We start from the raw sequence: 22,842 nt of genomic DNA, 5'->3' as shown, positions 1-22,842 counted from the left end.
GTCGTCCGAAATTTCAGCAGTTGAGCAATAAAACCGATCACAAGCCTTTATTCCTTTAGCGCTTGTGAGAAAATAAGTCACATTCTAGAGTCGCTATCATAACGTAAATTAGCCATGAAAAAAGACCGAAATTTTGACGATTTAGCGAAAAAGTTCGCTGAAAATATTTATGGCACAGCGAAAGGCCAAATACGACAAACTGTTGTTTGGCAAGATATTGAATATATATTGGAACAATTGAATGCAGCCTCACCTTTGCAGGTTTTGGACGCTGGTGGCGGCATTGGACAAATATCTCAAAAAATAGCAGCGCTTGGACATCAAGTGACGTTATGTGATCTTTCTAGCGAAATGTTGACATTAGCAGAACAAGAAATTGCTAAAAACGGCTTAGTTGAGCAATATCGATTAGTACATTCACCGATCCAAGAAATCAGTGAGCACATCTCAGCACCTGTTGATTTAATTCTCTTTCATGCAGTGATGGAATGGTTAGTTGATCCGATTACAACATTAATGGGTTTATTAGATAACGTAAAACCAGGTGGTGTTATTTCGGTGATGTTTTATAACTACAATGGATTACTGTTTAAGAATTTGATTTGTGGCAATCTAACCCATATAGAACAGGGTATGCCACATCGTAAACGGTTTAAGTTACAACCTCAGCAAGGTATAAAACCTGATGAAGTATATCAGTGTCTAACTGAGGCTGGGTTTGACATAATGGGTAAAACCGGTGTACGCACATTCCATGATTACATGCATCACGATCGAATGGGTGATTACAGTTTCGAACAAGTTCTTGATATGGAGCAAAAGCTTTGTCGTCAGGAACCTTTTTTGTCATTAGGCCGTTATATTCATGTGTATGCGCGTAAGCCACTCACAGAAGCAACGCTAACATTGATGGCAAATTTAAATCATAGCAATAAGGACAAGGGATGAGTGAAGTTACCCAGACTGTTCCTGAGTTGGTAAATTGGGTCAAAAATAATGAGTTTGCCCTTAATTTACCAACAGAACGGCTGGCGTTCTTGTTAGCGATTGCGGTATTAAGTGGCGATCGCTTTGATGAAGAATTAGGGGAAGGTGAGTTGGTTGATGCATTTCGTATTGTTAGCGATATGTTCGGCCAAACCAAGGAAACCCTGGCATTTCGCGCCAATAACGCCATTAATGAATTGGTAAGACAGCGGTTAATATCACGCTTTACCAGTGAGGTTACTGACGGTGCTAGCATTTATCGACTAAGTCCGTTAGCGCTCGGTATTACTGATTACTACGTGCGACAACGTGAGTTTTCAACGCTAAAACTATCCATTCAATTAGCAATGGTAGCAGATGAAATAAATAAAGCAGCGACAGCTGCACAAGAAGGCGGTGATGAAAAGCATTGGCGTCAAAATGTGCATGCAGTATTAAAATACTCAGTGGCTGAAATATTTGACCGTATTGATTTAAACCAACGCGCAATGGATGAGCAGCAGCAACAAGTTAAGCTCGATATTGCTGAATTATTAAATCAAGATTGGCAAGCCGCAATTAGTAGTTGTGAAGCATTACTTGATGAAACATCATCAACCTTACGTGAATTGCAAGATACGCTGCAAGCAGCCGGTGATCAGCTTCAAAGTCAGTTACTTGCTATTCAAGAAGCAACTCAAGGACATGATGATCTCGATTTTGTTGATGGTATGATTTATATCCTCCAAATGAAGTTAGATCGCATTATCAGTTGGGGTCAGCAAACAATTGATTTATGGATTGGTTATGACCGCCATGTACATAAATTTATTCGTACTGCGATTGATATGGATAAAAACCGCGCCTTTAGTCAACGACTGCGTCAATCTGTCACCGATTACTTTGATGCGCCGTGGTTGCTGACGTTTGCGGATGCTGAACGTTTACTTGATATGCGTGATGAAACCTTGATGTTACGTGATGATGAAGTAACAGGTATCGTTCCTGGAGAGATGGAATTCGAAGAGCTTGATTTGGTTAACGATCAATTGGCTGAGAAAGTCGGTTTGATGTTACAAGCACATAAAGCGACAGGTGCACCAATTAATTTGAGCGTTTTACTTAAAGACTATTTGTCACAACATCCGTATGCACAACACTTTGATTTAGCACGGATTGTGATTGATCAGGCAGTAAGGATGGGGTATTCCGAAGCTGATTTCAACGCCATTCAGCCTGATTGGGAAGCAATTAACGAATACGGAGCTAAGGTACAAGCCCATGTCATTGACAAATATTGAAGAATTTATGCCGGAGAAGTTGGCAAAAGCGATAGCTAATCCACTTTTCCCTGCGCTAGATAATGCATTACGTTCTGGCCGTCATATTTCAAGTGAAGATTTAGATAACCATTCTTTTTTAATTGAATTTGAGAAAGAATTAGCGATGTTTTACCGCCGCTATAATGCTGAATTAGTGCGTGCACCTGAAGGCTTTTTATACTTGCGTCCACGCTCAACATCATTGATTGGTCGTTCAGTATTATCTGAAATCGATATGCTCGTTGGTAAGGTATTGTGTTTTCTTTACCTTAGCCCGGAACGTTTAGCACATGAAGGTATTTTTACTAATCAAGAGCTTTTTGATGAGTTGCTAGTATTAGCAGATGAACAAAAGCTAATGAAGCTTGTTACTAATCGTGCCTCAGGTTCTGATCTCGATCGTGAAAAGCTGTTTGATAAAGTGAAAACAGCACTGCGTCGTTTACGTCGTCTAGGGATGCTAATTCCTATTGGCGAAAATGGCAAATTTCGTATCAGCGAATCTGTATTCCGTTTTGGTGCTGATGTCCGTACTGGCGATGATGTCCGTGAAGCGCAGTTACGATTAATTCGTGACGGTGAAGCCGTGGTGCACCAGCAAGCGTCAAGTCAGTCAAGTTTGCTTGATGATATTGACACCAATAATCAAGAAGCGCTTGAAATGCAGCAAGATGTAGAGCAAGCAGGACAGGAGAGTAGTATTTAATGGAACGCGGCAAGTATCAATCGCTCACCATGGTTAACTGGAACGGCTTTTTTGCACGTACCTTTGATATTGATAACCTGGTGACAACGCTTTCAGGCGGTAACGGTGCGGGTAAATCTACCACCATGGCAGCGTTTATCACTACACTGATCCCAGATCAAAGCTTACTTCACTTTCGTAATACCACAGAAGCGGGTAGTTCAAATGCATCTCGCGATAAAGGCCTTCACGGTAAATTAAAGCCGGGTGCCTGTTATGCTGCGCTGGATGTGGTTAACTCAAAGCAACAACGCATTATCTTTGCCGTTAAATTGCAGCAAGTTGCTGGTCGTGATAAGAAAGTAGACATTAAGCCTTTTTTGATTCAAGGCTTACCATCACATATCAAACCTGCTGAAATTTTAGTTGAAACGATTTCTGAAAACCAAGCACGTGTTCGTCAGCTTAATGATGTTAAAGACCTTGTTAGCCAATATGAAGGGGTGCAATTTAAAACATTTAACTCGGTAACTGATTACCATGTGCAAATGTTTGAAATGGGCGTATTACCAAAGAAATTACGTAATAGCCAAGATCGTTCAAAATTCTATCGTCTTATTGAAGCCTCTTTATACGGTGGTATTTCAAGTGCGATCACTCGCTCACTACGTGACTACTTATTACCGCATAATTCAGGGGTAAAAAAAGCCTTCCAAGATATGGAAGCGGCATTACGTGAAAACCGTATGACGTTAGAAGCGATTAAGTTAACTCAAAGTGATCGTGACTTATTTAAGCATTTAATCTCTGAAGCAACGAATTATGTTGCTGCTGACTATATGCGTCATGCTAACGAACGCCAACAGAAACTCGATCAAACACTACGTTTGCGTGGTGAGTTAATGGGGTCACGTCAAACGCTTATTGATCAGCAATCATCGTTAAATAACATGAATGCAGAACTAGCCGAGCTGATCGATCAGGAAAGCGCGCTAGAACAAGATCATCAATCAGCATCGGATCACTTACAACTGGTTCAAGCAGCAGTACGTCAAGCTGAGAAAATTGAACGTTATAAAGAAGATCTTGAAGAGCTGACAGAGCGTCTTGAAGAGCAAGTGATGGTGGTTGAAGAGGCTGCTGAACAATTAGCAATTGCCGAAGAACAATCACAGTTAACTGAAGAAGAAGTTGATAGCTTAAAAACTCAGTTGGCCGATTACCAGCAAGCGCTAGATATGCAGCAGACACGAGCTCTGCAATATCAACAAGCGTTACAAGCATTAGAAAAGGCGCGCCAGTTATCGGGTGATCACCAAATGCTTGCTGATCAAGCGCCACCTTATTTATCTCAGCTAAAACAACAGCAAGAACAACAAACCACCGCTTTATTGGCATTGAAGCATAAGCTTGATATGTCATCAGCAGCGGCGCAACAGTTTGAAAAAGGGTTAGCGATTGTTACCACTATTGCTGGTGTGGTTGATCGTACTAATGCTAGCGATAAAGCCCGTGAGTTAATTGAGCATGGCCGCCAACTTCGTTCGGTCTCTGAGCGCGGTGAGCAGCTAAAAGCACAATATCGTGATCTAGAACGCAGTGTGCGTAGTCAACGTCAAGCGATTGAATTAGCGGAAACTTACGCGAAAAAGTTTGCAACGACTATTGATGGCGAATTGGCATTAGCCGAAGAGCAAGCCCGTCATGAAGCAACATTAGAAAGTTTAGAACAAGATCAAGCAAGTTTGGTTGAGCAACGTAATGACATGCGTCATAACGAGCAAGGACTAGCTGTACGTATTACGGCACTTGAAGCCTCTGCTCCGGCGTGGATTGCGGCATCTGATGCACTGGAAGTTCTTGCAGATCAAGCGAATGCAGAATTAACCAGTAGCCAAGCCGTAATGGATGCGATGCAAGTAACACTTGATAATGAACGTCAAGTGTCAGCTAAACGTGATCAGTTAGCGCTACAAAAGCAAACGTTAGAGCATGATATTGAACGTTTGGCACAGCCGGGCGGCAGTGATGATTCGGGTTTACGAGCGTTAGCGGAGACTCTTGGCGGTACCATGTTATCTGAAATTTATGATGACATTACCCTTGCTGATGCTCCTTATTTCAGCGCAATGTATGGCCCATCTCGTCATGCGATTATTGTCCCTGATTTAAGCGGTATTAAAGAAAAGCTAATTGCACTTGATGATTGCCCTGATGATTTATATATCATTGAAGGTGATGCGGATTCATTTGATGACAGTGGCTTTGATGTTGATGAACTTGAAAATGCAGTATGTGTACATCTTAATGATCGCCAGCTACGTTATTCACGTTTTCCAAAAGTACCATTATTTGGTCGAGCAGCCCGTGAGCAGCGTTTAGAGTTTTTGCGTGATGAACGTGATCAAGTGGTCGAAGATCACGCTAAAGCGGCATTTGACTCGCAAAAACTGCAGCGTTTGTACCAAAGCTTTAACAGTTTTGTTGCGACGCATATGGCGATTGCGTTTAATGCCGATCCTGAAGTTGAACTTAAACAAGCACGTGATCAACGTAATCAGATCATGCGTCAGTTAGCTGAATCACAAGCGCAAGAGCAACAACAACGCGCTCAATTAGCCGCTGCGCGCGAAGGTTTAACTTTACTGGGTAAGTTAAATCCAGTGGTCACTTTGCTTGAAGACGAAACATTAACTGAGCGCTTTGCTGAGGTTGAACAACAACTTGCGCAAATGGATGAAGCTCGTAACTATCTTGATCGTTACGGAAAATCATTAATTGAACTTGAAAGTCTGGTATCAGCTCTTGATGCCGATCCTGAACAGTTTGATGCACTACAAGCTAATTACGAAGCCGCTGATCAAAAACTGCAACAATTGAAAACCTTGATTTTTGCGGTTGCTGATTTAGCCGAACGTCGTCATCACTTTAGCTATGCTGATTCAGTTGAGTTATTAAGTAAGAGTTCTGAGCTTAACGAGCAGCTAAAGCTAAAATTAGCGATAGCAGAACAGCAGCGTAACAGTGCCCGTGAAAGTTTAAAACAATCACGCGCACAAGCTAACCAATATAACCAGTTGATGGCATCACTGAAAAGTTCTCATCAAGCGAAAAATGAAACAGTGCTTGAGTTTGAACGTGAGCTTCAAGAACTTGGCGTTCGCGCTGATGTCGAAGCTGAAGGGCGAGCATTGGTTCGTCGTAATGAATTGAATGAACGTTTACACAGTTCTCGTAACCGTCGCAGTATGTTAGAAAAATCAACCACCTCAATTGAGCTTGAAATGAAAGGCTTGATGAAGCGTTTACGTAAAGTTGGTAAAGATTACCAAGATTTCCGTAAGCTGGTTGTAAATGCAAAAGCAGGCTGGTGTGCTGTCTTACGTCTTGCTCGTGAAAGTGATGTTGAGCGTCGTTTACACCGTCGTGAAATGGCATATATGTCTGCAGATGAATTACGTTCATTATCGGATAAAGCATTAGGTGCATTGCGTCTTGCGGTTTCAGATAATGAAAATTTACGTGATGCGCTACGGGCATCAGAAGATGTTGCGCGTCCTGAACGTAAAGTCTTGTTCTATATTGCGGTGTATCAGCATCTGCGTGAGCGTATTCGCCACGATATTATTCGTACTGATGATCCAGTCGAAGCCATTGAAGAAATGGAAGTTGAACTGGCACGTCTAACCGAAGAGTTGACTGCACGTGAGCAACGTCTAGCGATTAGCTCTGATTCAGTTGCTAATATTATTCGTAAGACAATTCAGCGTGAGCAAAACCGTATTCGTATGCTTAACCAAGGCTTACAAAATATTGGATTTGGTCAAGTGCGTGGTGTACGTCTTAACGTTAAAGTACGTGATACTCATGAATCGTTATTACTCGGCTTAATTGATCAAAAAGATCAGCATAATGATTTGTTTGGCAATAATCGCCTAACGTTCTCAGAAGCGATTGCGAAATTATTCCAACGTTTAAATCCACATATTGATATGGGTCAGCGTTCACCGCAAATTCTGGGTGAAGAGCTACTTGATTACCGTAACTATTTAGAGCTGAACATTGAAGTTAACCGTGGTACTGATGGCTGGCTCCAAGCTGAATCTGGTGCATTATCGACTGGTGAAGCGATTGGTACTGGTCAGGCAATTTTGTTGATGGTTGTACAAAGCTGGGAAGAAGAATCTCGTCGTTTACGCGGTAAAGATATTATTCCTTGTCGTTTGTTATTCCTCGATGAGGCAGCGCGTTTAGATGGTAAATCTATTGCGACCTTATTTGAGTTATGTGAACGTTTAGATATGCAGTTATTAATTGCGGCACCTGAAAATATTAGTCCTGAAAAAGGTACGACCTATAAATTAGTGCGTAAAATATTTAAGGATCGTGAACACGTACATGTAGTGGGTTTACGCGGTTTTGGTAACAAACCAAAAGTGGAAATGCCAGTACAGACACTCCTTGATATTGAACCTGTGTAAACAGTAATTATATTCAGTAACTCTCTTGAGTATGCCAATAAAGCCAGCAGTGATGCTGGCTTTTTTTATGGATTAAATTAGGTATTGAGTCTTTTTTTAATACAACTAATTCGAAGTTAGGACGTGAAGGTTAGTTATCATTGACTATAATTTCACCAATCCATTTATCATTTGATGAATGGTGTACCGCTATAGTAATGATTACAGAGAGGTCATCGATGGCTAATACTGAAATTACAGAGCAGGAAAGAGGTCGCTATGAATGGTGGGCCTTTTTATTCATCACTATTTTTTTATTTCCGTTGTTATCCGCAGCCTTAGTCGGCGGCTACGGTTTCACTGTATGGGCGTTGCAAGTCTTTGTCTTTGGTCCACCTGGACACGGTTAGGTTGTAATGCTGTGGGTGGAATAAATAACGGAGAGTGAAACAATGCTGACATTCATAAAAAAATTATGGCTGACTTTTTGGCGTCCAGCCGCAAAGATAAGTCTTGGTGTACTCACTCTCGGTGGGTTTATTTCAGGCATTATCTTTTGGGGAGGATTTAATACCGCATTAGAAGTGGCCAATACTGAAAAATTTTGTATTAGTTGCCATTCAATGCGGGATACGGTTTACCCTGAATTGCAAGGGACTATTCACTGGGAAAATAATGCCGGAGTGAGGGCGACGTGTCCTGATTGTCATGTTCCTCATAATTGGACTGATAAAATTGCTCGTAAGATGCAAGCCAGTAAAGAAGTTTTTGGTGCTATTGTCGGCACTATCGATACCCCGGCAAAATTTGAAGCCAAGCGGTTAGAACTGGCTCAGCATGAATGGAAACGTTTTGCTGCTAATAAATCCCTCGAATGTAAAAGTTGCCATAGCTACTCCAGTATGAAATGGGATGAAATGTCACCCCGTGCACAAGTACAAATGAAGCAGGCAGCCGCTAAAGATCAAAGCTGTATTGACTGCCACAAAGGTATCGCTCATCACTTACCCGCTAACATGGATTCTTCAGGTGGCATGATTTCTGAATTAGCCACAGTGGCGCAGAATACTGATTATGAAAAAGGCAATACTTACTACAGTATGCAGTTTATCCCTATGTTTGAAGATGAAGCGAAAACGCAAGATGGTGGTTCATTAGAGCCAGCTTCAGCAGTGAAAGTCGTTGCGGTAAAAGATGATATGTTACAAATTGAAATTAGTGGTTGGCGTAAAGAAAAAGGGTTTGGGCGAGTAATTAATCAAGACTTTGGGATGAATATTCCAACGGCAGCATTAAGTAAAACGGCCGCTCAAAATAATAAGATTGTGACTGGAACAACCGAGAAAGAAGATGATGTAACAGGACTGAAGTGGCAGCAAGTCAGCGCAACACTATGGGTAGAAAAAGCGAAGTTTGTCAGTAATATCAATGATATTTGGTCGGTTGCACAATCGGCTTATAAAACCAATTGTAGTGTTTGTCATACTCAACCTGCAGAAAATCATTTTGATGCTAATACTTGGCCGGGAATGTTTAATGGCATGTTAGCGTTTGTGAATTTTGATACCGACAGCGAAGCTATTGTTTTGAAATATTTACAAAATCACTCATCAGATTTTGCTAAAGAAAAACATTAACAGCGGATCCCGTTTATAAAAGAGGAAAGATCTATGTCTTTGAGTCGGCGCAAATTTTTACAAGGGTTAGCGACAACCAGTGCCGCTTCCGTGATTGGTCCTGGATTATTATTGCAAGTGGCACAAGCAACTGAAGCTAATGCGACGACAACAGGAGAAGCCCCTGGTATTTGGAAGGTATCAGGTTCTCATTGGGGGGCATTTCGAGCTCGTATTTATAATGGTCAAGTAGCTGAAATTAAGCCATTAGAATTCGATAAAAATCCGACAGATATGTTAAATGGGATCAAAGGATTAATTTATAGCCCTTCGCGGGTGCGTTATCCAATGGTGCGTCTAGATTGGCTCAAGAAAAATAAATACAGTGGTGATACTCGAGGTAATAATCGTTTTGTACGGGTGACATGGGATGAAGCGTTAGATTTGTTTTATCAAGAGTTACAACGGGTACAGAAAGATTATGGCCCGTGGGCATTACATGCCGGTCAAACCGGGTGGCGAGAAACGGGGCAGTTCCAAAGCTGTACTTCACATATGCAGCGCGCTGTTGGTATGCATGGTAATTTTATTAAGAAGGTCGGTGATTATTCTACAGGTGCAGGTCAAACTATTTTGCCTTATGTTTTAGGCTCGACAGAAGTTTATGCGCAAGCAACGACATGGTCGACAGTACTTAAAGATTGTAAGACATTGATATGGTGGTCAAATGATCCGATTAAAAATGGTCAAGTTGGCTGGCAATGCGAAACTCATGGTGCGTATGATTATTATGCCCAATTAAAGCAGAAGGTGGCTGACGGTAAGATCCGCATGATCTCTGTCGATCCAGTGGTATCAAAATCGCAAAAATATTTTAATTGTGAACACCAATACGTCAACCCTCAAACTGATGTGCCTTTCATGCTTGCTATTGCTCATACACTGTATAAAGAAGATCTGTACGATAAGCAATTTCTTAAAATCTATACGCTGGGTTTCAATGAATTTTTGCCTTATTTACTGGGTACTGGCAAAGATAAAATAGCCAAAACACCGGAATGGGCAGAGCCTATTTGTGGCGTTAAAGCTGATGCTATTCGAGAGTTTGCCCGTAGTTTAGTTAAAGATCGTACTATGTTGATGTTTGGCTGGGCAGTACAACGCCAACAACATGGCGAGCAGCCATACTGGATGGGGGCGGTGTTGGCATCGATGCTGGGTCAGATTGGCTTACCGGGTGGTGGAGTGTCTTATTCACATTTCTATAGTGGTGTCGGTTTACCATTTAGTACTGCAGCAGGGCCTGGGGGATTTCCTCGAAATGTTGATGAAGGTCAGGAGCCTATTTGGAATAATAATGACTTTAAAGGCTACAGCTCAACGATTCCAGTTGCTAGATGGATTGATGCCATTATGGAACCCGGCAAAAATATTCAATATAACGGCAGCAAGGTCGTATTACCTGATATTAAGATGATGGTATTTAGTGGTTGCAACCCATGGAATCATCATCAGCAACGTAATCGAATGAAAGAGGCCTTTAGAAAGCTTCAAACCGTGGTTAATATTGATTATACATGGACACCAACATGCCGTTTCTCCGATATTGTATTACCTGCCTGCACTCAATTTGAACGTAGCGATTTAGATCAATACGGTACATATTCAACCAGCGGTGTATTGGCTATGCATAAACTGGTTGATCCTCTTTTCCAATCAAAAACAGATTTTCAGATATTCACTGAATTAACCCAGCGCTTTGGTAAAAGTAAACAATATACTCGCGGTATGACAGAAATGCAGTGGATTGAACAACTGTATAATGATTGTCGTAAAGCCAATAAAGGTAAGCATGAAATGCCAGAGTTTAAACAGTTTTGGCAACAAGGATTAGTCGAATTTCCAACAGATCAAACCTATGTTAGTCATGCTGCTTTTAGAGAGGATCCTGAAATTAACGGTCTCGGAACGCCTTCTGGATTTATTGAAATTTATAGCCGTAAAATTGCTCGTTATAACTACCAGCATTGTCAAGGCCACCCGATGTGGTTTGAAAAAGAAGAACGTTCACATGGCGGACCTAAATCGGATAAATTCCCTTTTTGGCTTCAATCTTGTCATCCAAATAAACGCTTACACTCACAGATGTGTGATTCCGAAGAATTTCGTAATACCTATGCGGTAAAAGGCCATGAACCGGTATATATCAACCCACAAGATGCCAAGAAAAAAGGCATTAAAGATGGTGATATTGTGAGGGTGTTTAATGATCGTGGGCAGTTGTTAGCGGGGGCGGTGCTTTCTGAGCATTATCCTACGGGGGTTATTCGTATTCAAGAAGGAGCGTGGTTCGGACCTCTTAATAATGATATTGGTGCTATCGATACTTATGGCGATCCTAATACATTAACGATTGATATTCCTACGTCTGAACTTGCGCAAGCAACCAGTGCTAATACCGTCGTGGTCGATTTTGAAAAGTACACTGGCAAAGTGCCTCCCGTTACGTCATTCAGTGGGCCTATCTATGTTAGTTAATTAAAAACATAGATTGTGATCAATAATAAAGAGCGACTACGGTAGCTCTTTATTCATTTATTATACTATTAACAGGTGATTGTAATTAAGAGAGTATGAAATGGTTGATAATAATGAATTTCCTGAAGGTGATGATTTATCCGGTGTAAAAAAGCGTAATGTGCCAGTATTTGGACAAGGTAATAGTACTTTGGTCGCTGCGGGTGGTGAAGCTGGTGTACAGCAGTTGGTGACAGATTTTTACCATTACATTGATAGTTTGCCTGAAGCTGCAACAATACGTGCAATGCATAGTGATGATCTTAGTGAATCCCGGCAGAAATTAGCCACATTTTTGATTGGATGGATGGGAGGAGAAGATCGTTATGTTGAGCGTTATGGACGTATGAATCTTGCAGGTGCTCATCGACATATGGCTATTGGTCAGGATGAGAAACAAGCATGGCTAATGTGTATGCAAAAAGCATTAGATGCTCAACCTTATGATGAGTTATTAAAACGATTTATTATGGTGCAATTATCTTTTCCTGCAGAAATGTGCCGTAATCGCAATTAATCTTAATGGTATTAAGTTGTTGGTAAAATAGATGTGCTTTCATTGAGTTTGAATCTATTCCAAACTGGAATGGATTGCTATCCTAGCTTTCACTATTCGATATCCCAAATCACCGTTATTATTCTGCTATCAATGTGTTAACTAATAAAGTGATAGTAAATGGAATTAGGTGTAGATGTACTTGCTATTTTATTTTGTGTAGCGCTGGCTGCTGGGTTTATTGATGCTATTGCTGGTGGCGGCGGTATGCTTACGGTTCCTGCGCTATTATCTGTTGGTATTCCTCCGGCTCAAGCATTAGCGACTAATAAATTACAAAGCTCATTTGGTAGTTTTTCAGCTTCTTGGTATTTCGTACGCAATGGGTTAGTGAGTTTAAAACAAATGCGGTTAGCGATTGCCTGTACATTTGCTGGCTCAGCAATTGGAGCCATATTAGTACAACATATTGATGCTAGTGTATTAACAAGCCTTATTCCAGTTTTACTGATTTGTATTTCATTATATTTTTTATTGTCACCAAATATTGGTGTAGGTGGTGGTACTCCTAAGTTATCAGAAGCAGCATTTGCATTTTCCGTCGGTACGAGTATTGGTTTTTATGATGGTTTTTTTGGCCCAGGTACAGGGTCATTTTTTACTATTTGTTTTGTTGTGCTTGCGCAATTAGGATTGGTTGAAGCGACCGCTCGCACTAAGATTTTAAATTTCACTTCCAACATTGCCGCGTTGATATTATTTATTTTAGCTGGATTACCTATTTGGAAAGTAGGTTTAATTATGGCAGCAGGCGGTTTTATAGGTGCACGATTAGGCGCACATATTGTTATCAGTAAAGGGCAACGTTTTATTCGCCCCATGGTGGTAATTATGTCGATGGGAATGGCAATTAAATTGCTGTGGCAACAGCATCCGCAATGGTTTCAATTAGCGTTTTAACCCGTGGTGATTTATAACTATTTTGACGGTAAATGAGGTTAATAGGGCGAGTGAGTTCCACTAATTCCTCAAACTCAAAACAGAATTTATCCTTAATCGCTAATGTTTTTACGATTGATTTAGGAACAAGGGCCGGTGCCATACCGGCCAGCGCTAATTGTGCCGAAGCGGTGTAAGAGTCCATCTCCATTAAAGGCGTAATCCCATGCTTTTGCAGCACCGCCGCTTGGGAAATATTTGAAGGGTTTTTTAAGTCATTAACTACAATGGCTTTAGGTAGTGTCGTTAGCGGCTGATTAAATATCACCTTAAAAGGCTCATCCATTAAATGCTCAGCAATAAAGTTATAGTTTGCTGGTAAATGACCTGCACAAAATCCAATTGAGGCCTTCCCTGATTGGACGTTTTCGACAATGACAGGGGTGTGATGAGTTGTTATAGAAATATACTTATCGTATTGAAAATACTGTCCCAGCGCATCGGATAAATAACCTGTCACCAAGGTTTCAGAGCAATCTAACGTAATAATAGTTTGGTCGTCTAAATTCTGGTGTTCAAAAATCAACCCGCGAATCTCATTAAAGCTTGGCCCAACATTTTTGATCAGCGCATGCGCATCGGGGGTTAGCTTAATTAACCTGCCTGCAGGAATAATCAGCTTGGTGCCTAATGTTGTTTCTAATTTGGCAATGCGTTTACTCACTGCCGATTGGCTGATATATAAACGGCTACCCGTTCGACTCATGGTACCTTCTTCGGCTAACACTAATAAGGTTTCAATACCTTCAAGTAACATCGGTTCATTCCATTGATGAAAGAGAGGAATTAATGATACGGGATGATCGCGGTAGAGGCGAGGTAAGACGCATGAGAATGTGGTATGTCGTGAGTAATATCGACAAAAGAGGTAGGGCCAAAGTATCTCTAAAAGTGTAATGAGCCTTTATCACGTATTGCGTTAATCTTTGCAGTGAATGACATGAGTAATTCTGAGCTTGATCAATGAATGGATTCTAATCAGCTACACAAAGTAGTGTTTGAAATTATGAGTGATATATTTTGTCGCACTACTGATCTTTAGACAGTTAAAGCCTCTCCACTTTAGTGCGCAAGGAAGTGATTATGAATAAGATAGAATTTATCCAGCAACACTTAATTGAAAAAGGTGTGCCAGCCGATTTAACGAAGTTCAATTCTAATTTCTTATCAAAGTTTATATTCTTGGAAGACAGACCGCTTGTTTTTCAATCTTTGGTTACGCTTTTTTTTAGAGAAAGTTTAATTCTCAGCGTGATATGGGGAGCATTGATGTGGTTGATGGTTTGGCATCCAACGCCAGAGAATTGGATCCGTTACACTCTATCTAGTTTGGCTTTTGGTTGTATTATGGGAGCAACCTTGGTCTTTCGTATCATCAGAGCCAAAAATAAATTGGGTAATGTAAGTTGGGAAACGTGGTGCCATAAAAATTATAATTCAGTATCTTAATATTATGCTGATCATTATTGATATAAAAGTTGAGACGGTATTCAATATCAACAAAAAATAATAAATTAATGGTAACAATATGTATAAATTATCAGAAATTAAAATTACATATAGTGATTTTTTTACTATTAGCAAGCATTTCATTTGATGTTTTTATTAATCCGCTTTCTCTATCAAATTATAATTTTTGGAATGAAGTTTTAAGAGGCTATTATTATTGCGTTATACTGTTAGTTTTTTATTGTTTATTTTTTGGAAAAAAGGTTTACGCTTCTGTGAGGTGGTTGGTACATTTAATCGTAAAAATTTACCATTTGCATTGGAGGTGGTTTTTTTTAATATCATAGTATCGTATTCGACGATTTATATAATATTTTATCCACTTTCGTTTGCTTACCCGAACTATATTTATGAATGGTTGAGTTCTGGACCTATCATTTTCTATACCTATGAGGGAGGATATCCATTATTGCCGAACTTTTTAATGGCTATTTTGATGGTGATATTTGTTCCTATTATTGAAGAATTGGTATTTCGTGGCATATTGATTAATCGATTATCTGTAACATTTAAGACTAAGACTGCCGTAATAATAAGCTCAATTTTATTTGGTGTATTACATACAGATCCGCTAAGTGCAACACTCTTTGGTGTGGTTATGGCTATGATTTATATTCAAACTCAGAAGCTTATTATTCTAATCATATGTCATTGCTTAAATAATTTGACAGCGTACGTATTTATTATTGTCGAAAGTATGACTGATGACACCCCGACAAGTGATGCTATTGTGGCATTTCAAGCCAGTTGGCGAATAGGATTATTCAGTATAATAACACTAATGATATTATCATTAATATATTTAAAACGCGGTCGATTGTATAACAAATTGTATGCTTAGCTAATCAAAATGAGAATTTTCTATTTAGCATTTTATATTGCTCCATGTAGTACCGACTTTTCAAACTATCATTGAATATGTTGAGCGTTCTCATAATAAATATTTAGATATGGGTCGAATAAAAGTATGTATGTTGTTACAAATAAAGTCATAATATTGTAAGAAAAAAATGCTCTCATATAATATTTCACGATTATTGATTTATAAAAGTGTATGCATGTGATTAAAATTGCTAATGGTAGTGGCAGTTTAATGTGTGCGTATTACAACTACAACGGATTTATAGATAGACAGCATAAGGAGTTCTACATGTCAGAAATACAAGAAGAGGTCGTTGTAAGTCCAACCATGACAATGAAAGATGAAGCGGCAAAAAACAATGCATTGATTGCTTATGGACTGATGGTTGTTGGTTTATTTACGGGGATTTTTTGGATTGTTGGTGCTATTTGGGCAATGATAAAAAAAGATGAAGCTAAAGGTACAATCTTTGAAGATCACTATACCAATATTACCAAAACCTTTTGGTGGGGGCTGGGTTTATCTATTGTATCGTTTGTATTAGCTTTTGTTGTTGTCGGTTACTTTTTAGCAGTTGCAGTATGGATTTGGTCTATTTTTAGAGTTATTAAAGGTTTGGCTAAACTGACTTCAAACAAGGCATACAATGCGTAATCGGTGATAAACGTATTGATAGCTATCTATACGCAAAAACCGATCAAGTGATCGGTTTTTTATTGCCTAGATATAAGCGGTTATCCGTTTATTCTTCTAATTCGCTATTCGCTTTTTCTTGTTTAGTAATACTGCCAACTTCAAGTAGAGGTGCAACATCAAGGTGTTCTGCATTCATCATGGTTGAAATACGTTGTACAGAAGAAAGCAGTAACGATTGTTCCCAATCTTCTAAATCATGGTATTGAGAGATAAAACTATCTTGTAATGGCATCGGTGCTTTATCAAGTAAGACAAGCCCAGCTTCCGTGAGATGTGCATGCACCTTACGTTTATCAAGCACACTACGTTTACGAACAACGAGGCCTCGTTTTTCTAAACGATCAAGAATAGTGGTAGCTGTTGCTTGGCTCATATTGGTATTGTTAGATAGTTGACGAATAGTAATCTCGCCTGATCCTCGAATTGCACGCATTAATACTAACTGTGGACCGGTAAGTCCGGCGCTTTTATTCAATTTTCTAGAATGTAGGTCAATTGCTCGAATAATTTGTCTCAGAGCAATAAGTACTTCTTCGTGCCTATCCATCTTACTTTCCCAATTAAATTTGTGTGCAATTACCGTATAAAATCATTGTGATATATAGGGTATTTTTATAGTGAGATTATACAATAATTATAACATTTTCATTGGTATTTATCGGGATCTAATGAATGTTTTCATAGAAAATGTAATTGTACGACATTACATCTACCCTTAGTTGTTACAATAGTGTCGTTGTGATGTTTTATTTTTAAGTGAAAATGATTATCGGTTGCATTATCGTTTTTCGGTGAACTGAAGAAATCATGTAGCTGTTATTAGACAATTAAAAGGTGAACCAAAGGACTGTTCTTTGGGATAATCATTGGTGTTCTATACCTGTCACTTAAGTATCAAAATGCTATTTCACGCTCTTGTGGCAATAAACTATTCATCTGCTTTGGGTAACATTTTCTTGTTTTTATCTAGTTAAAATAGCTTGTTACCTTAGACACTAATTTACCGTTGTACTTCTAAGATTTGCGAACATTATCGTCTTCTACATTTAATCATCGAATAAAGTTTTATTTGTCATGCTGAAAGTGTGGAATGGAGGTATTGAATGGCATTAGTTAAAGATATTTTGTTAATTATCATATTACTATTTGTCAGTTTTTATTGGCAAATATCATGTGCATATTCTCAATCTAGTGTTACTCAAGAGAATAATAGATTATTGCATTTAAATAACCCCAGAGCTTCTTTTTCGGCAGTTGATCGGTCAAGCAATATGTTAAGTCGTGCTCAAGGATGGGTTGCAGATGCCAATGCAAATATGACGCGTCTTAAATATCCAACTACATTGGTCGAGTTATATTTATCAACAGGGTTTAGCCAATTTTGGAAAAACCAACGTACAATCAATGATTTTATTGATCAATTACGCATCATTAGTTTATCTCAAACTAATAAAGAACTTACTGCAAGATATCACTTACTCATTCAATTACAGCCACAACAAAACTGGCAGCAATATGATGTTATCGCAACAGACACGTTATTAATCTATCTCAGCTTTATTGAACAATTACATGGTAAAGGAAAAATGTGGCTATTTGGTGAAAAGACATCTTCACGATTACCTCGGCCTAGTCAAATGGTCATTGAAGATATGCTAATGAATTATGAAAATAATCAGTTTCATCAATTCATTATTCGCTTAAAACCACAAACATCTGAATATAACCAATTAGTAGCATCAATTAATCGGCTGGAATCTCACCCCACATTACGTTGGCCTGTATTTATATTTCACGGCAAAGTGAATCCAGGCAGTAAAATTCAATTTATGCCCAGTTTGATAACGGTACTTAAGCGCCTTGGCGATCTTTCTCCACGTGAGGCTAAGCGGCATCAACAACAACGTAGATCGTTATATACTGGTAGTATTGTCTTAGCTGTAAAACGTTTTCAAGCACGACATGGTTTAAAACGCGATGGTATTATTGGTACCGAAACCCAGAAATGGTTAGCATTAAACTTAACCCAACGAGTACGATTATTAGCGTTAAATGCTCAGCGATTACGGTTATGGTCGACAAGTCTTTATACCGGTATTGTAGTGAATATCCCTAATTATTATATGAACTTATGGCTAGATGGTCGTTGGGTTATGAATAGTAAAGTAATTGTTGGCCGGCCATCACGGCAAACACCGATTTTTAATTCAATAGTAAACTCGGTAGTATTTAATCCATATTGGAATGTACCTAATTCAATTACGAAAAGAGATATATTACCAAAAGTAAGACGTAGTCGAAGTTATTTAAGGCGTCATAACTATGAGGTTCTTCGTAGTTGGGGCAGTTCTGAAAAAATAAATATAAATTCAATTCCTTATAACTTATTAGCATCTAATAAATTTCCTTATCGGCTACGTCAAAAGCCAGGTAAAAAGAACGCGTTAGGTTTATATAAGTTTAATATTCCTAATACCCAGTCTATTTACTTACACGATACGTCATATCCAGTCTTATTTAATAAGCATGAACGCGCACTGAGTTCTGGTTGTGTGCGTGTGCTTGAGTCTAAATCACTGGCATTAGCATTATTACAATATTCAGGAAGAAGTGAGTCGCAATTTAATATGTTTTCTAAGAGTAAAAAAACGCGCACAATTAGACTCAATAAAAGTAAAAAAGTTCCAGTAGAAATTATTTATCAAACCGCATGGATTAATGATGACGGTGAGGTGAATTACCGGTTTGATATTTACGAATATGATAGAGAACAACAAAATAAAGTGTCATTAACCTCTGCTTACAATAATAATTGAATGTAACTTAATGATATTTAAAAATAGATTTGTCAGCTTTATTTTATGTGACTTTTGTATTTGACTGCTTTATTAACTGAAGATAATGTCTTGCAACATTGGTATATGAATTGCTTTAGAAATAAAGATCATTTTTTTCGGTTGTGTGAATTATGTCAAATCTAGATATTAGTCGTCGTAAATTTTTAACATATGGTGGGTTGGCTGTTGGTGCATGTATGTTACCTAATATTGCGCTAGCCAGCGCTTTTCAAGCAACAACACCTCGAACAATGTTACTGCGTAATTTGCATACAGGTGAAGAACTAGAAACTAAATACTTTAATGGTAAGACTTATGTAGGTAAAGAAGTTCGACGTTTAGATCATCTTTGTCGTGATTTTCGCCAAAATGAAATTGCTCGCATAGATCGCCGTTTGTATGATGCGATTGCACAAATCCAATCGTATCTTGGTCACGAAGGCTACGCGCAGCTATTTTCGGGTTACCGTTCGCCTAAGACCAATAAAATGCTAGCCAAACGTGGTGGGGTAGCAAAGAAAAGTTACCATATGAAAGCACAGGCGATCGATTTTAATCTTGAAGGGGTTCCTTTAGCTAAAATACGTAAAGCGGCACAAGATTTAAATATTGGTGGTGTTGGTTATTATCCAAATAGCCAATTTGTGCATATTGACACTGGCCCCGTTCGTAATTGGAGAGGGTAGTTTATTCCAGCACGAATCTGTATTTTTAATGATATTCATGGCATGCTTCGTTACATAATGTCTCAGTTAGGAAGTATGAATGAGCCTTCAATACAAAATTGTGCCAGTTACGCCATTTCAGCAAAACTGCTCTATTATATGGTGTGACGAAACACATCAAGCAGCGATTATTGATCCCGGTGGTGATATTCAGCAACTTCAGCAAGTGGTTGAAGAACTTGGTGTTAACGTTACTCAATTATTATTAACCCACGGACATTTAGATCATGTTGGTGGTACTGAGCCTCTTTCTCAGATTCTGAATGTGCCGATTATTGGCCCACAGCAAAATGATGAATTTTGGCTGCAAGGATTACCTCGTCAAAGTGAAATGTTTGGTTTCCCAATGACAGAAGCATTTGCGCCGACTCAATGGCTAAATGATGGCGACGTAGTTAAAGTTGGTAATCAAGCTTTACAAGTATTTCATACTCCTGGTCACACTCCTGGCCATGTGATTTTTTATAGTGCGGATGCTAACGTAGCGTTTGTGGGGGATGTATTATTTAAAGGTGGTATCGGTCGTACTGATTTCCCACAAGGTGATCATCCAACATTGGTAAATTCTATTAAGACAAAACTGTGGCCTTTAGGTAATGAAGTGACATTTGTTCCTGGTCATGGCCCATTGTCTACGTTTGGTCATGAGCGTGTGACAAACCCATTTGTGGCTGATGAAATGCCCCTGTATTAATAATGTCTGTGTGTCAGGCTAGCACTTAGTTAGCAGGATTCAAGCACGAGATTAAATTGAAACCACTGATCGTTTTATGAGCAGTGGTTTTTTTATATCGTTTATTAAGCAATAAACAATTTAGCAGTCTAAAGCTTGCGTGAGGTTAACCTAAACGGTATTTTATGCTCGTTAGGGCTTTCCTATCGTTTTTTAGTGCCTATAGGTATATCTCATCATGATTACAGTCGCTTTAGTTGACGATCACGTTATTGTCCGTTCTGGTTTTGCTCAATTATTATCACTAGAGTCAGACATGATGGTTATTAGTCAATTTAGCTCAGCACAAGAAGCACGTAACGGATTAGCTAAGTTGACTGTCGATGTATGTATTATTGACATATCAATGCCTAATGAAAGTGGCCTGACGTTACTTGAAGATTTATCACGAGATATGGCGTGTATTATGCTTAGCGTTCATGATACTGCAACAGTTGTGAATAAAGCGTTATCTACAGGAGCGAAAGGTTATTTAAGCAAACGTTGCAGCCCCGATGAGCTTATACGCGCAGTTCGAAAGGTGGCGAATGGCGAACGTTATTTAGCCTCTGATATAGAAGCCCAATTGGGTACAGCCGATCCTTATCAGCAATCTATAGCGTGTTTAACTAAACGTGAACGTCAAATTGGCGAGATGTTAGCCACTGGTTTAGATGTTAAAGCGGTTGCGATCGAATTAGGTTTGAGCCATAAAACCGTTCATGTACATCGCTCTAATGCAATGGATAAACTTAATGTTAGTAATAATGTTGAGTTAGCAAAGTATTTCCCACAAGAAGTATTGTAATGCGACATTATTTTCTCACGTCATTAGGCGGGTGTTCATTTTTTATTTGTAGTTGGTTTTGTTTGTGGGTAATTGCTTTTTATTTTGTGGGTGACCCTGCATTAGCTATTTTATTTTTCCCTTTTGCACTACGATTAGGAATAACATTACATACGGCAAGTCGTTATTGGATAATAATTTACGCTGCTGAATGGGGTTTAATTTTACTTCTTTCAAAAGTGCTTAATGATTTACCGTGGTGGCCTATTTTAATGGCGAGTGGTTTATCGTGGCCGTTGTTATGGTATGGTCGGCGTTATTATTATGGCGAACAATGGCGACAGTTATTAGTAATGGCTGTAGCTATTCTATCTACTGCAAGTATTAATATTGCGATGGTGATCGGATTTGGTTCCATTGCTAAAATCCCCGTATCGTCAGTAGGCATGATCTTCCTTATTAGTATAACGGGAGGATTAATGTTGGTGCCAACGTGCTATTTACTATGGAGCTTTTTATTTAATCGGTCATGGATCCCATTGACGGTTGCTTTAATTTCTCGACCATTAGAATTACGCCATCGCGATTTATGTTTATACGCTTTACTTTTTGTCGCTAATATTTTATTGCAAATAAACTTACCTGATGAATTAAGTCGTTTTGCTCCATTTTGTTTAGCGATACCTATTATTGTATTTGCTTTTCGGCATGGATGGCAAGGTGCATTATTAGGGACGCTACTCAATAGTGTTGCATTAATAGCTGCAAGAAGTGGTGTCAGTAAGATGGAGATCACTGATTTACTCTTATCGTTATCAGCACAAAGTTTAACGGGTATTTTATTGGGGCTTGGTATTCAACGACAACGGGATCTTAATCATAAATTATCTGCTGAGTTAGGACGAAATCAGGTATTATCGCGGCAATTAATTAAAACTGAAGAATCTGTTAGACGAGATGTTGCCAGAGAATTGCATGATGAAATAGGTCAAAATATTACCGCGATTAGAATGCAAGCGAGTATATTAAAACGTGTTGAAATAACGCCTGTAACCCAGCAGTGCGCTTCTACAATCGAACAATTATCACTCAATGTTTATGATACAGCGAAAGGTTTATTATCACGGCTGCGTCCCAAAACATTAGATGATCTTGGTTTAGCTAAAGCTGTTGAGCAGGTTGTTTGTGATTTAAAATTGGAAGATAAAGGCATTGAGGTAGCAATGGCATGGGGCCATTATCAACAATTATTATGCGATACTACTAGCGTTACCTTATATCGTATTTGCCAAGAAGCATTAAATAATATCGCTAAGTATTCACACGCGACAGAAGTTATTATTGAATTAGAGATTGACCAAAAAATCAGATTACAAATTGAAGATAATGGGATTGGCTTTAAAGCTGAAGATGCATTTAAAGGCTTCGGTTTACGGGGGATTCGTGAGCGAGTTGAAGTATTGGGAGGGCAATGTTCAATAGTGAGCAATTATCATGATGAGTCCCAAAAAATATCATTACCAAAAAAAGATACAGGTACAACGCTGGTAATCTTATTACCAATAGCATAATTCCAACGATAAATTCATTTAT

General features: G+C 38.9%; 19 protein-coding genes. 17 read left to right on the top strand and 2 right to left on the bottom strand.

Annotation, left to right across the window (positions count from 1 at the left end):
* Positions 1-114 precede the first annotated feature (114 nt).
* The 9 genes from cmoM to PPBDW_RS09930 all read left to right on the top strand — a co-directional run bounded on the left by cmoM (position 115) and on the right by PPBDW_RS09930 (position 13,082).
* A complete protein-coding gene (cmoM, locus tag PPBDW_RS09970; protein WP_036795216.1) occupies positions 115-948 on the top strand; it encodes a tRNA uridine 5-oxyacetic acid(34) methyltransferase CmoM in 834 nt (277 codons plus the stop codon).
* A complete protein-coding gene (gene mukF, locus PPBDW_RS09965) occupies positions 945-2,267 on the top strand; it encodes a chromosome partition protein MukF (RefSeq protein WP_036795215.1) in 1,323 nt (440 codons plus the stop codon). Before cmoM ends, mukF begins: the two co-directional genes overlap by 4 nt.
* Complete coding sequence (gene mukE / locus PPBDW_RS09960) at positions 2,248-2,994, top strand: chromosome partition protein MukE (RefSeq protein WP_036795214.1); 747 nt, start codon at positions 2,248-2,250, stop codon at positions 2,992-2,994. Before mukF ends, mukE begins: the two co-directional genes overlap by 20 nt.
* Entirely contained in the window at positions 2,994-7,454 is a 4,461-nt protein-coding gene (gene mukB / locus PPBDW_RS09955) for a chromosome partition protein MukB (protein WP_036795213.1), read from the top strand. The genes mukE and mukB overlap by 1 nt, the downstream gene beginning before the upstream one ends.
* Before the next feature lie 140 nt (positions 7,455-7,594).
* On the top strand, positions 7,595-7,843 hold the full coding sequence (locus PPBDW_RS09950; protein ID WP_373455510.1) for a periplasmic nitrate reductase, NapE protein: 249 nt from the start codon (positions 7,595-7,597) through the stop codon (positions 7,841-7,843).
* A 42-nt stretch (positions 7,844-7,885) separates the two neighbouring features.
* Positions 7,886-9,070 carry a pentaheme c-type cytochrome TorC gene (torC, locus tag PPBDW_RS09945; protein ID WP_036795212.1) on the top strand — a complete coding sequence of 395 codons (1,185 nt, stop codon included), beginning with the start codon at positions 7,886-7,888 and terminating at the stop codon, positions 9,068-9,070.
* Between the two features lie 33 nt (positions 9,071-9,103).
* Entirely contained in the window at positions 9,104-11,587 is a 2,484-nt protein-coding gene (gene torA, locus PPBDW_RS09940) for a trimethylamine-N-oxide reductase TorA (RefSeq protein ID WP_036795210.1), read from the top strand.
* Between the two features lie 100 nt (positions 11,588-11,687).
* Entirely contained in the window at positions 11,688-12,143 is a 456-nt protein-coding gene (locus PPBDW_RS09935) for a group II truncated hemoglobin (RefSeq protein ID WP_036795208.1), read from the top strand.
* A gap of 159 nt (positions 12,144-12,302) precedes the next feature.
* Entirely contained in the window at positions 12,303-13,082 is a 780-nt protein-coding gene (locus PPBDW_RS09930; protein ID WP_036795207.1) for a TSUP family transporter, read from the top strand.
* On the opposite strand, the gene PPBDW_RS09925 is transcribed toward PPBDW_RS09930, so the two are convergent.
* Positions 13,033-13,878, bottom strand: coding sequence for a LysR family transcriptional regulator (locus tag PPBDW_RS09925; protein WP_036795206.1), 846 nt, complete (start codon positions 13,876-13,878; stop codon positions 13,033-13,035). The genes PPBDW_RS09930 and PPBDW_RS09925 overlap by 50 nt on opposite strands.
* A gap of 326 nt (positions 13,879-14,204) precedes the next feature.
* Between PPBDW_RS09925 and PPBDW_RS09920 the strand changes: the two genes are divergently transcribed.
* From PPBDW_RS09920 to PPBDW_RS09910, 3 genes are all read left to right on the top strand, one after another.
* Positions 14,205-14,570, top strand: coding sequence for a DUF6404 family protein (locus PPBDW_RS09920; protein WP_036795205.1), 366 nt, complete (start codon positions 14,205-14,207; stop codon positions 14,568-14,570).
* A 217-nt stretch (positions 14,571-14,787) separates the two neighbouring features.
* Positions 14,788-15,471, top strand: a complete 684-nt coding sequence (locus tag PPBDW_RS09915; RefSeq protein ID WP_036795204.1) for a CPBP family intramembrane glutamic endopeptidase — start codon at positions 14,788-14,790, stop codon at positions 15,469-15,471.
* 309 nt (positions 15,472-15,780) lie between these two features.
* On the top strand, positions 15,781-16,146 hold the full coding sequence (locus tag PPBDW_RS09910; protein ID WP_036795202.1) for a DUF4870 family protein: 366 nt from the start codon (positions 15,781-15,783) through the stop codon (positions 16,144-16,146).
* Between the two features lie 88 nt (positions 16,147-16,234).
* Here PPBDW_RS09910 and PPBDW_RS09905 read toward each other — a convergent pair whose 3' ends face one another.
* The gene (locus PPBDW_RS09905; protein ID WP_036795200.1) at positions 16,235-16,735 is read right to left on the bottom strand and encodes a MarR family winged helix-turn-helix transcriptional regulator; all 501 of its coding nucleotides are present in this window, start codon (positions 16,733-16,735) and stop codon (positions 16,235-16,237) included.
* A 556-nt stretch (positions 16,736-17,291) separates the two neighbouring features.
* On the opposite strand from PPBDW_RS09905, the gene PPBDW_RS09900 reads away from it, so the two are divergent.
* The 5 genes from PPBDW_RS09900 (at position 17,292) to uhpB (ending at position 22,820) form a co-directional block, all read left to right on the top strand.
* A complete protein-coding gene (locus PPBDW_RS09900; RefSeq protein ID WP_054262056.1) occupies positions 17,292-19,004 on the top strand; it encodes a L,D-transpeptidase family protein in 1,713 nt (570 codons plus the stop codon).
* Positions 19,005-19,156: 152 nt separating this feature from the next.
* On the top strand, positions 19,157-19,711 hold the full coding sequence (gene mepK, locus PPBDW_RS09895) for a peptidoglycan L,D-endopeptidase MepK (protein ID WP_036795198.1): 555 nt from the start codon (positions 19,157-19,159) through the stop codon (positions 19,709-19,711).
* 79 nt (positions 19,712-19,790) lie between these two features.
* A complete protein-coding gene (locus PPBDW_RS09890; RefSeq protein WP_036795197.1) occupies positions 19,791-20,444 on the top strand; it encodes an MBL fold metallo-hydrolase in 654 nt (217 codons plus the stop codon).
* A 217-nt stretch (positions 20,445-20,661) separates the two neighbouring features.
* Positions 20,662-21,270, top strand: coding sequence for a response regulator transcription factor UhpA (gene uhpA, locus PPBDW_RS09885; protein ID WP_036795196.1), 609 nt, complete (start codon positions 20,662-20,664; stop codon positions 21,268-21,270).
* Positions 21,270-22,820 carry a signal transduction histidine-protein kinase/phosphatase UhpB gene (gene uhpB / locus PPBDW_RS09880; RefSeq protein WP_036795195.1) on the top strand — a complete coding sequence of 517 codons (1,551 nt, stop codon included), beginning with the start codon at positions 21,270-21,272 and terminating at the stop codon, positions 22,818-22,820. The genes uhpA and uhpB overlap by 1 nt, the downstream gene beginning before the upstream one ends.
* Positions 22,821-22,842: the final 22 nt, after the last annotated feature.

This window comes from Photobacterium kishitanii, assembly GCF_000613045.3.
In the GTDB taxonomy this organism is placed as follows: domain Bacteria; phylum Pseudomonadota; class Gammaproteobacteria; order Enterobacterales; family Vibrionaceae; genus Photobacterium; species Photobacterium kishitanii.
The sequence above is the reverse complement of the archived record's forward strand: the minus strand, read 5'-3'. Positions and strand labels throughout refer to the sequence as shown.

Excerpts from the sequence above, each read along its gene's own strand:
- mukE (WP_036795214.1), top strand. The coding sequence starts at position 2,248 with ATGTCATTGACAAATATTGAAGAATTTATGCCGGAGAAGTTGGCAAAA.
- uhpA (WP_036795196.1), top strand. The coding sequence starts at position 20,662 with ATGATTACAGTCGCTTTAGTTGACGATCACGTTATTGTCCGTTCTGGT.
- PPBDW_RS09935 (WP_036795208.1), top strand. The coding sequence starts at position 11,688 with ATGGTTGATAATAATGAATTTCCTGAAGGTGATGATTTATCCGGTGTA.
- PPBDW_RS09900 (WP_054262056.1), top strand. The coding sequence starts at position 17,292 with ATGGCATTAGTTAAAGATATTTTGTTAATTATCATATTACTATTTGTC.
- mukB (WP_036795213.1), top strand. The coding sequence starts at position 2,994 with ATGGAACGCGGCAAGTATCAATCGCTCACCATGGTTAACTGGAACGGC.
- PPBDW_RS09925 (WP_036795206.1), bottom strand. The coding sequence starts at position 13,878 with ATGTTACTTGAAGGTATTGAAACCTTATTAGTGTTAGCCGAAGAAGGT.
- torA (WP_036795210.1), top strand. The coding sequence starts at position 9,104 with ATGTCTTTGAGTCGGCGCAAATTTTTACAAGGGTTAGCGACAACCAGT.
- PPBDW_RS09890 (WP_036795197.1), top strand. The coding sequence starts at position 19,791 with ATGAGCCTTCAATACAAAATTGTGCCAGTTACGCCATTTCAGCAAAAC.
- uhpB (WP_036795195.1), top strand. The coding sequence starts at position 21,270 with ATGCGACATTATTTTCTCACGTCATTAGGCGGGTGTTCATTTTTTATT.
- mepK (WP_036795198.1), top strand. The coding sequence starts at position 19,157 with ATGTCAAATCTAGATATTAGTCGTCGTAAATTTTTAACATATGGTGGG.
- PPBDW_RS09930 (WP_036795207.1), top strand. The coding sequence starts at position 12,303 with ATGGAATTAGGTGTAGATGTACTTGCTATTTTATTTTGTGTAGCGCTG.
- PPBDW_RS09910 (WP_036795202.1), top strand. The coding sequence starts at position 15,781 with ATGTCAGAAATACAAGAAGAGGTCGTTGTAAGTCCAACCATGACAATG.
- cmoM (WP_036795216.1), top strand. The coding sequence starts at position 115 with ATGAAAAAAGACCGAAATTTTGACGATTTAGCGAAAAAGTTCGCTGAA.
- mukF (WP_036795215.1), top strand. The coding sequence starts at position 945 with ATGAGTGAAGTTACCCAGACTGTTCCTGAGTTGGTAAATTGGGTCAAA.
- torC (WP_036795212.1), top strand. The coding sequence starts at position 7,886 with ATGCTGACATTCATAAAAAAATTATGGCTGACTTTTTGGCGTCCAGCC.
- PPBDW_RS09905 (WP_036795200.1), bottom strand. The coding sequence starts at position 16,735 with ATGGATAGGCACGAAGAAGTACTTATTGCTCTGAGACAAATTATTCGA.
- PPBDW_RS09920 (WP_036795205.1), top strand. The coding sequence starts at position 14,205 with ATGAATAAGATAGAATTTATCCAGCAACACTTAATTGAAAAAGGTGTG.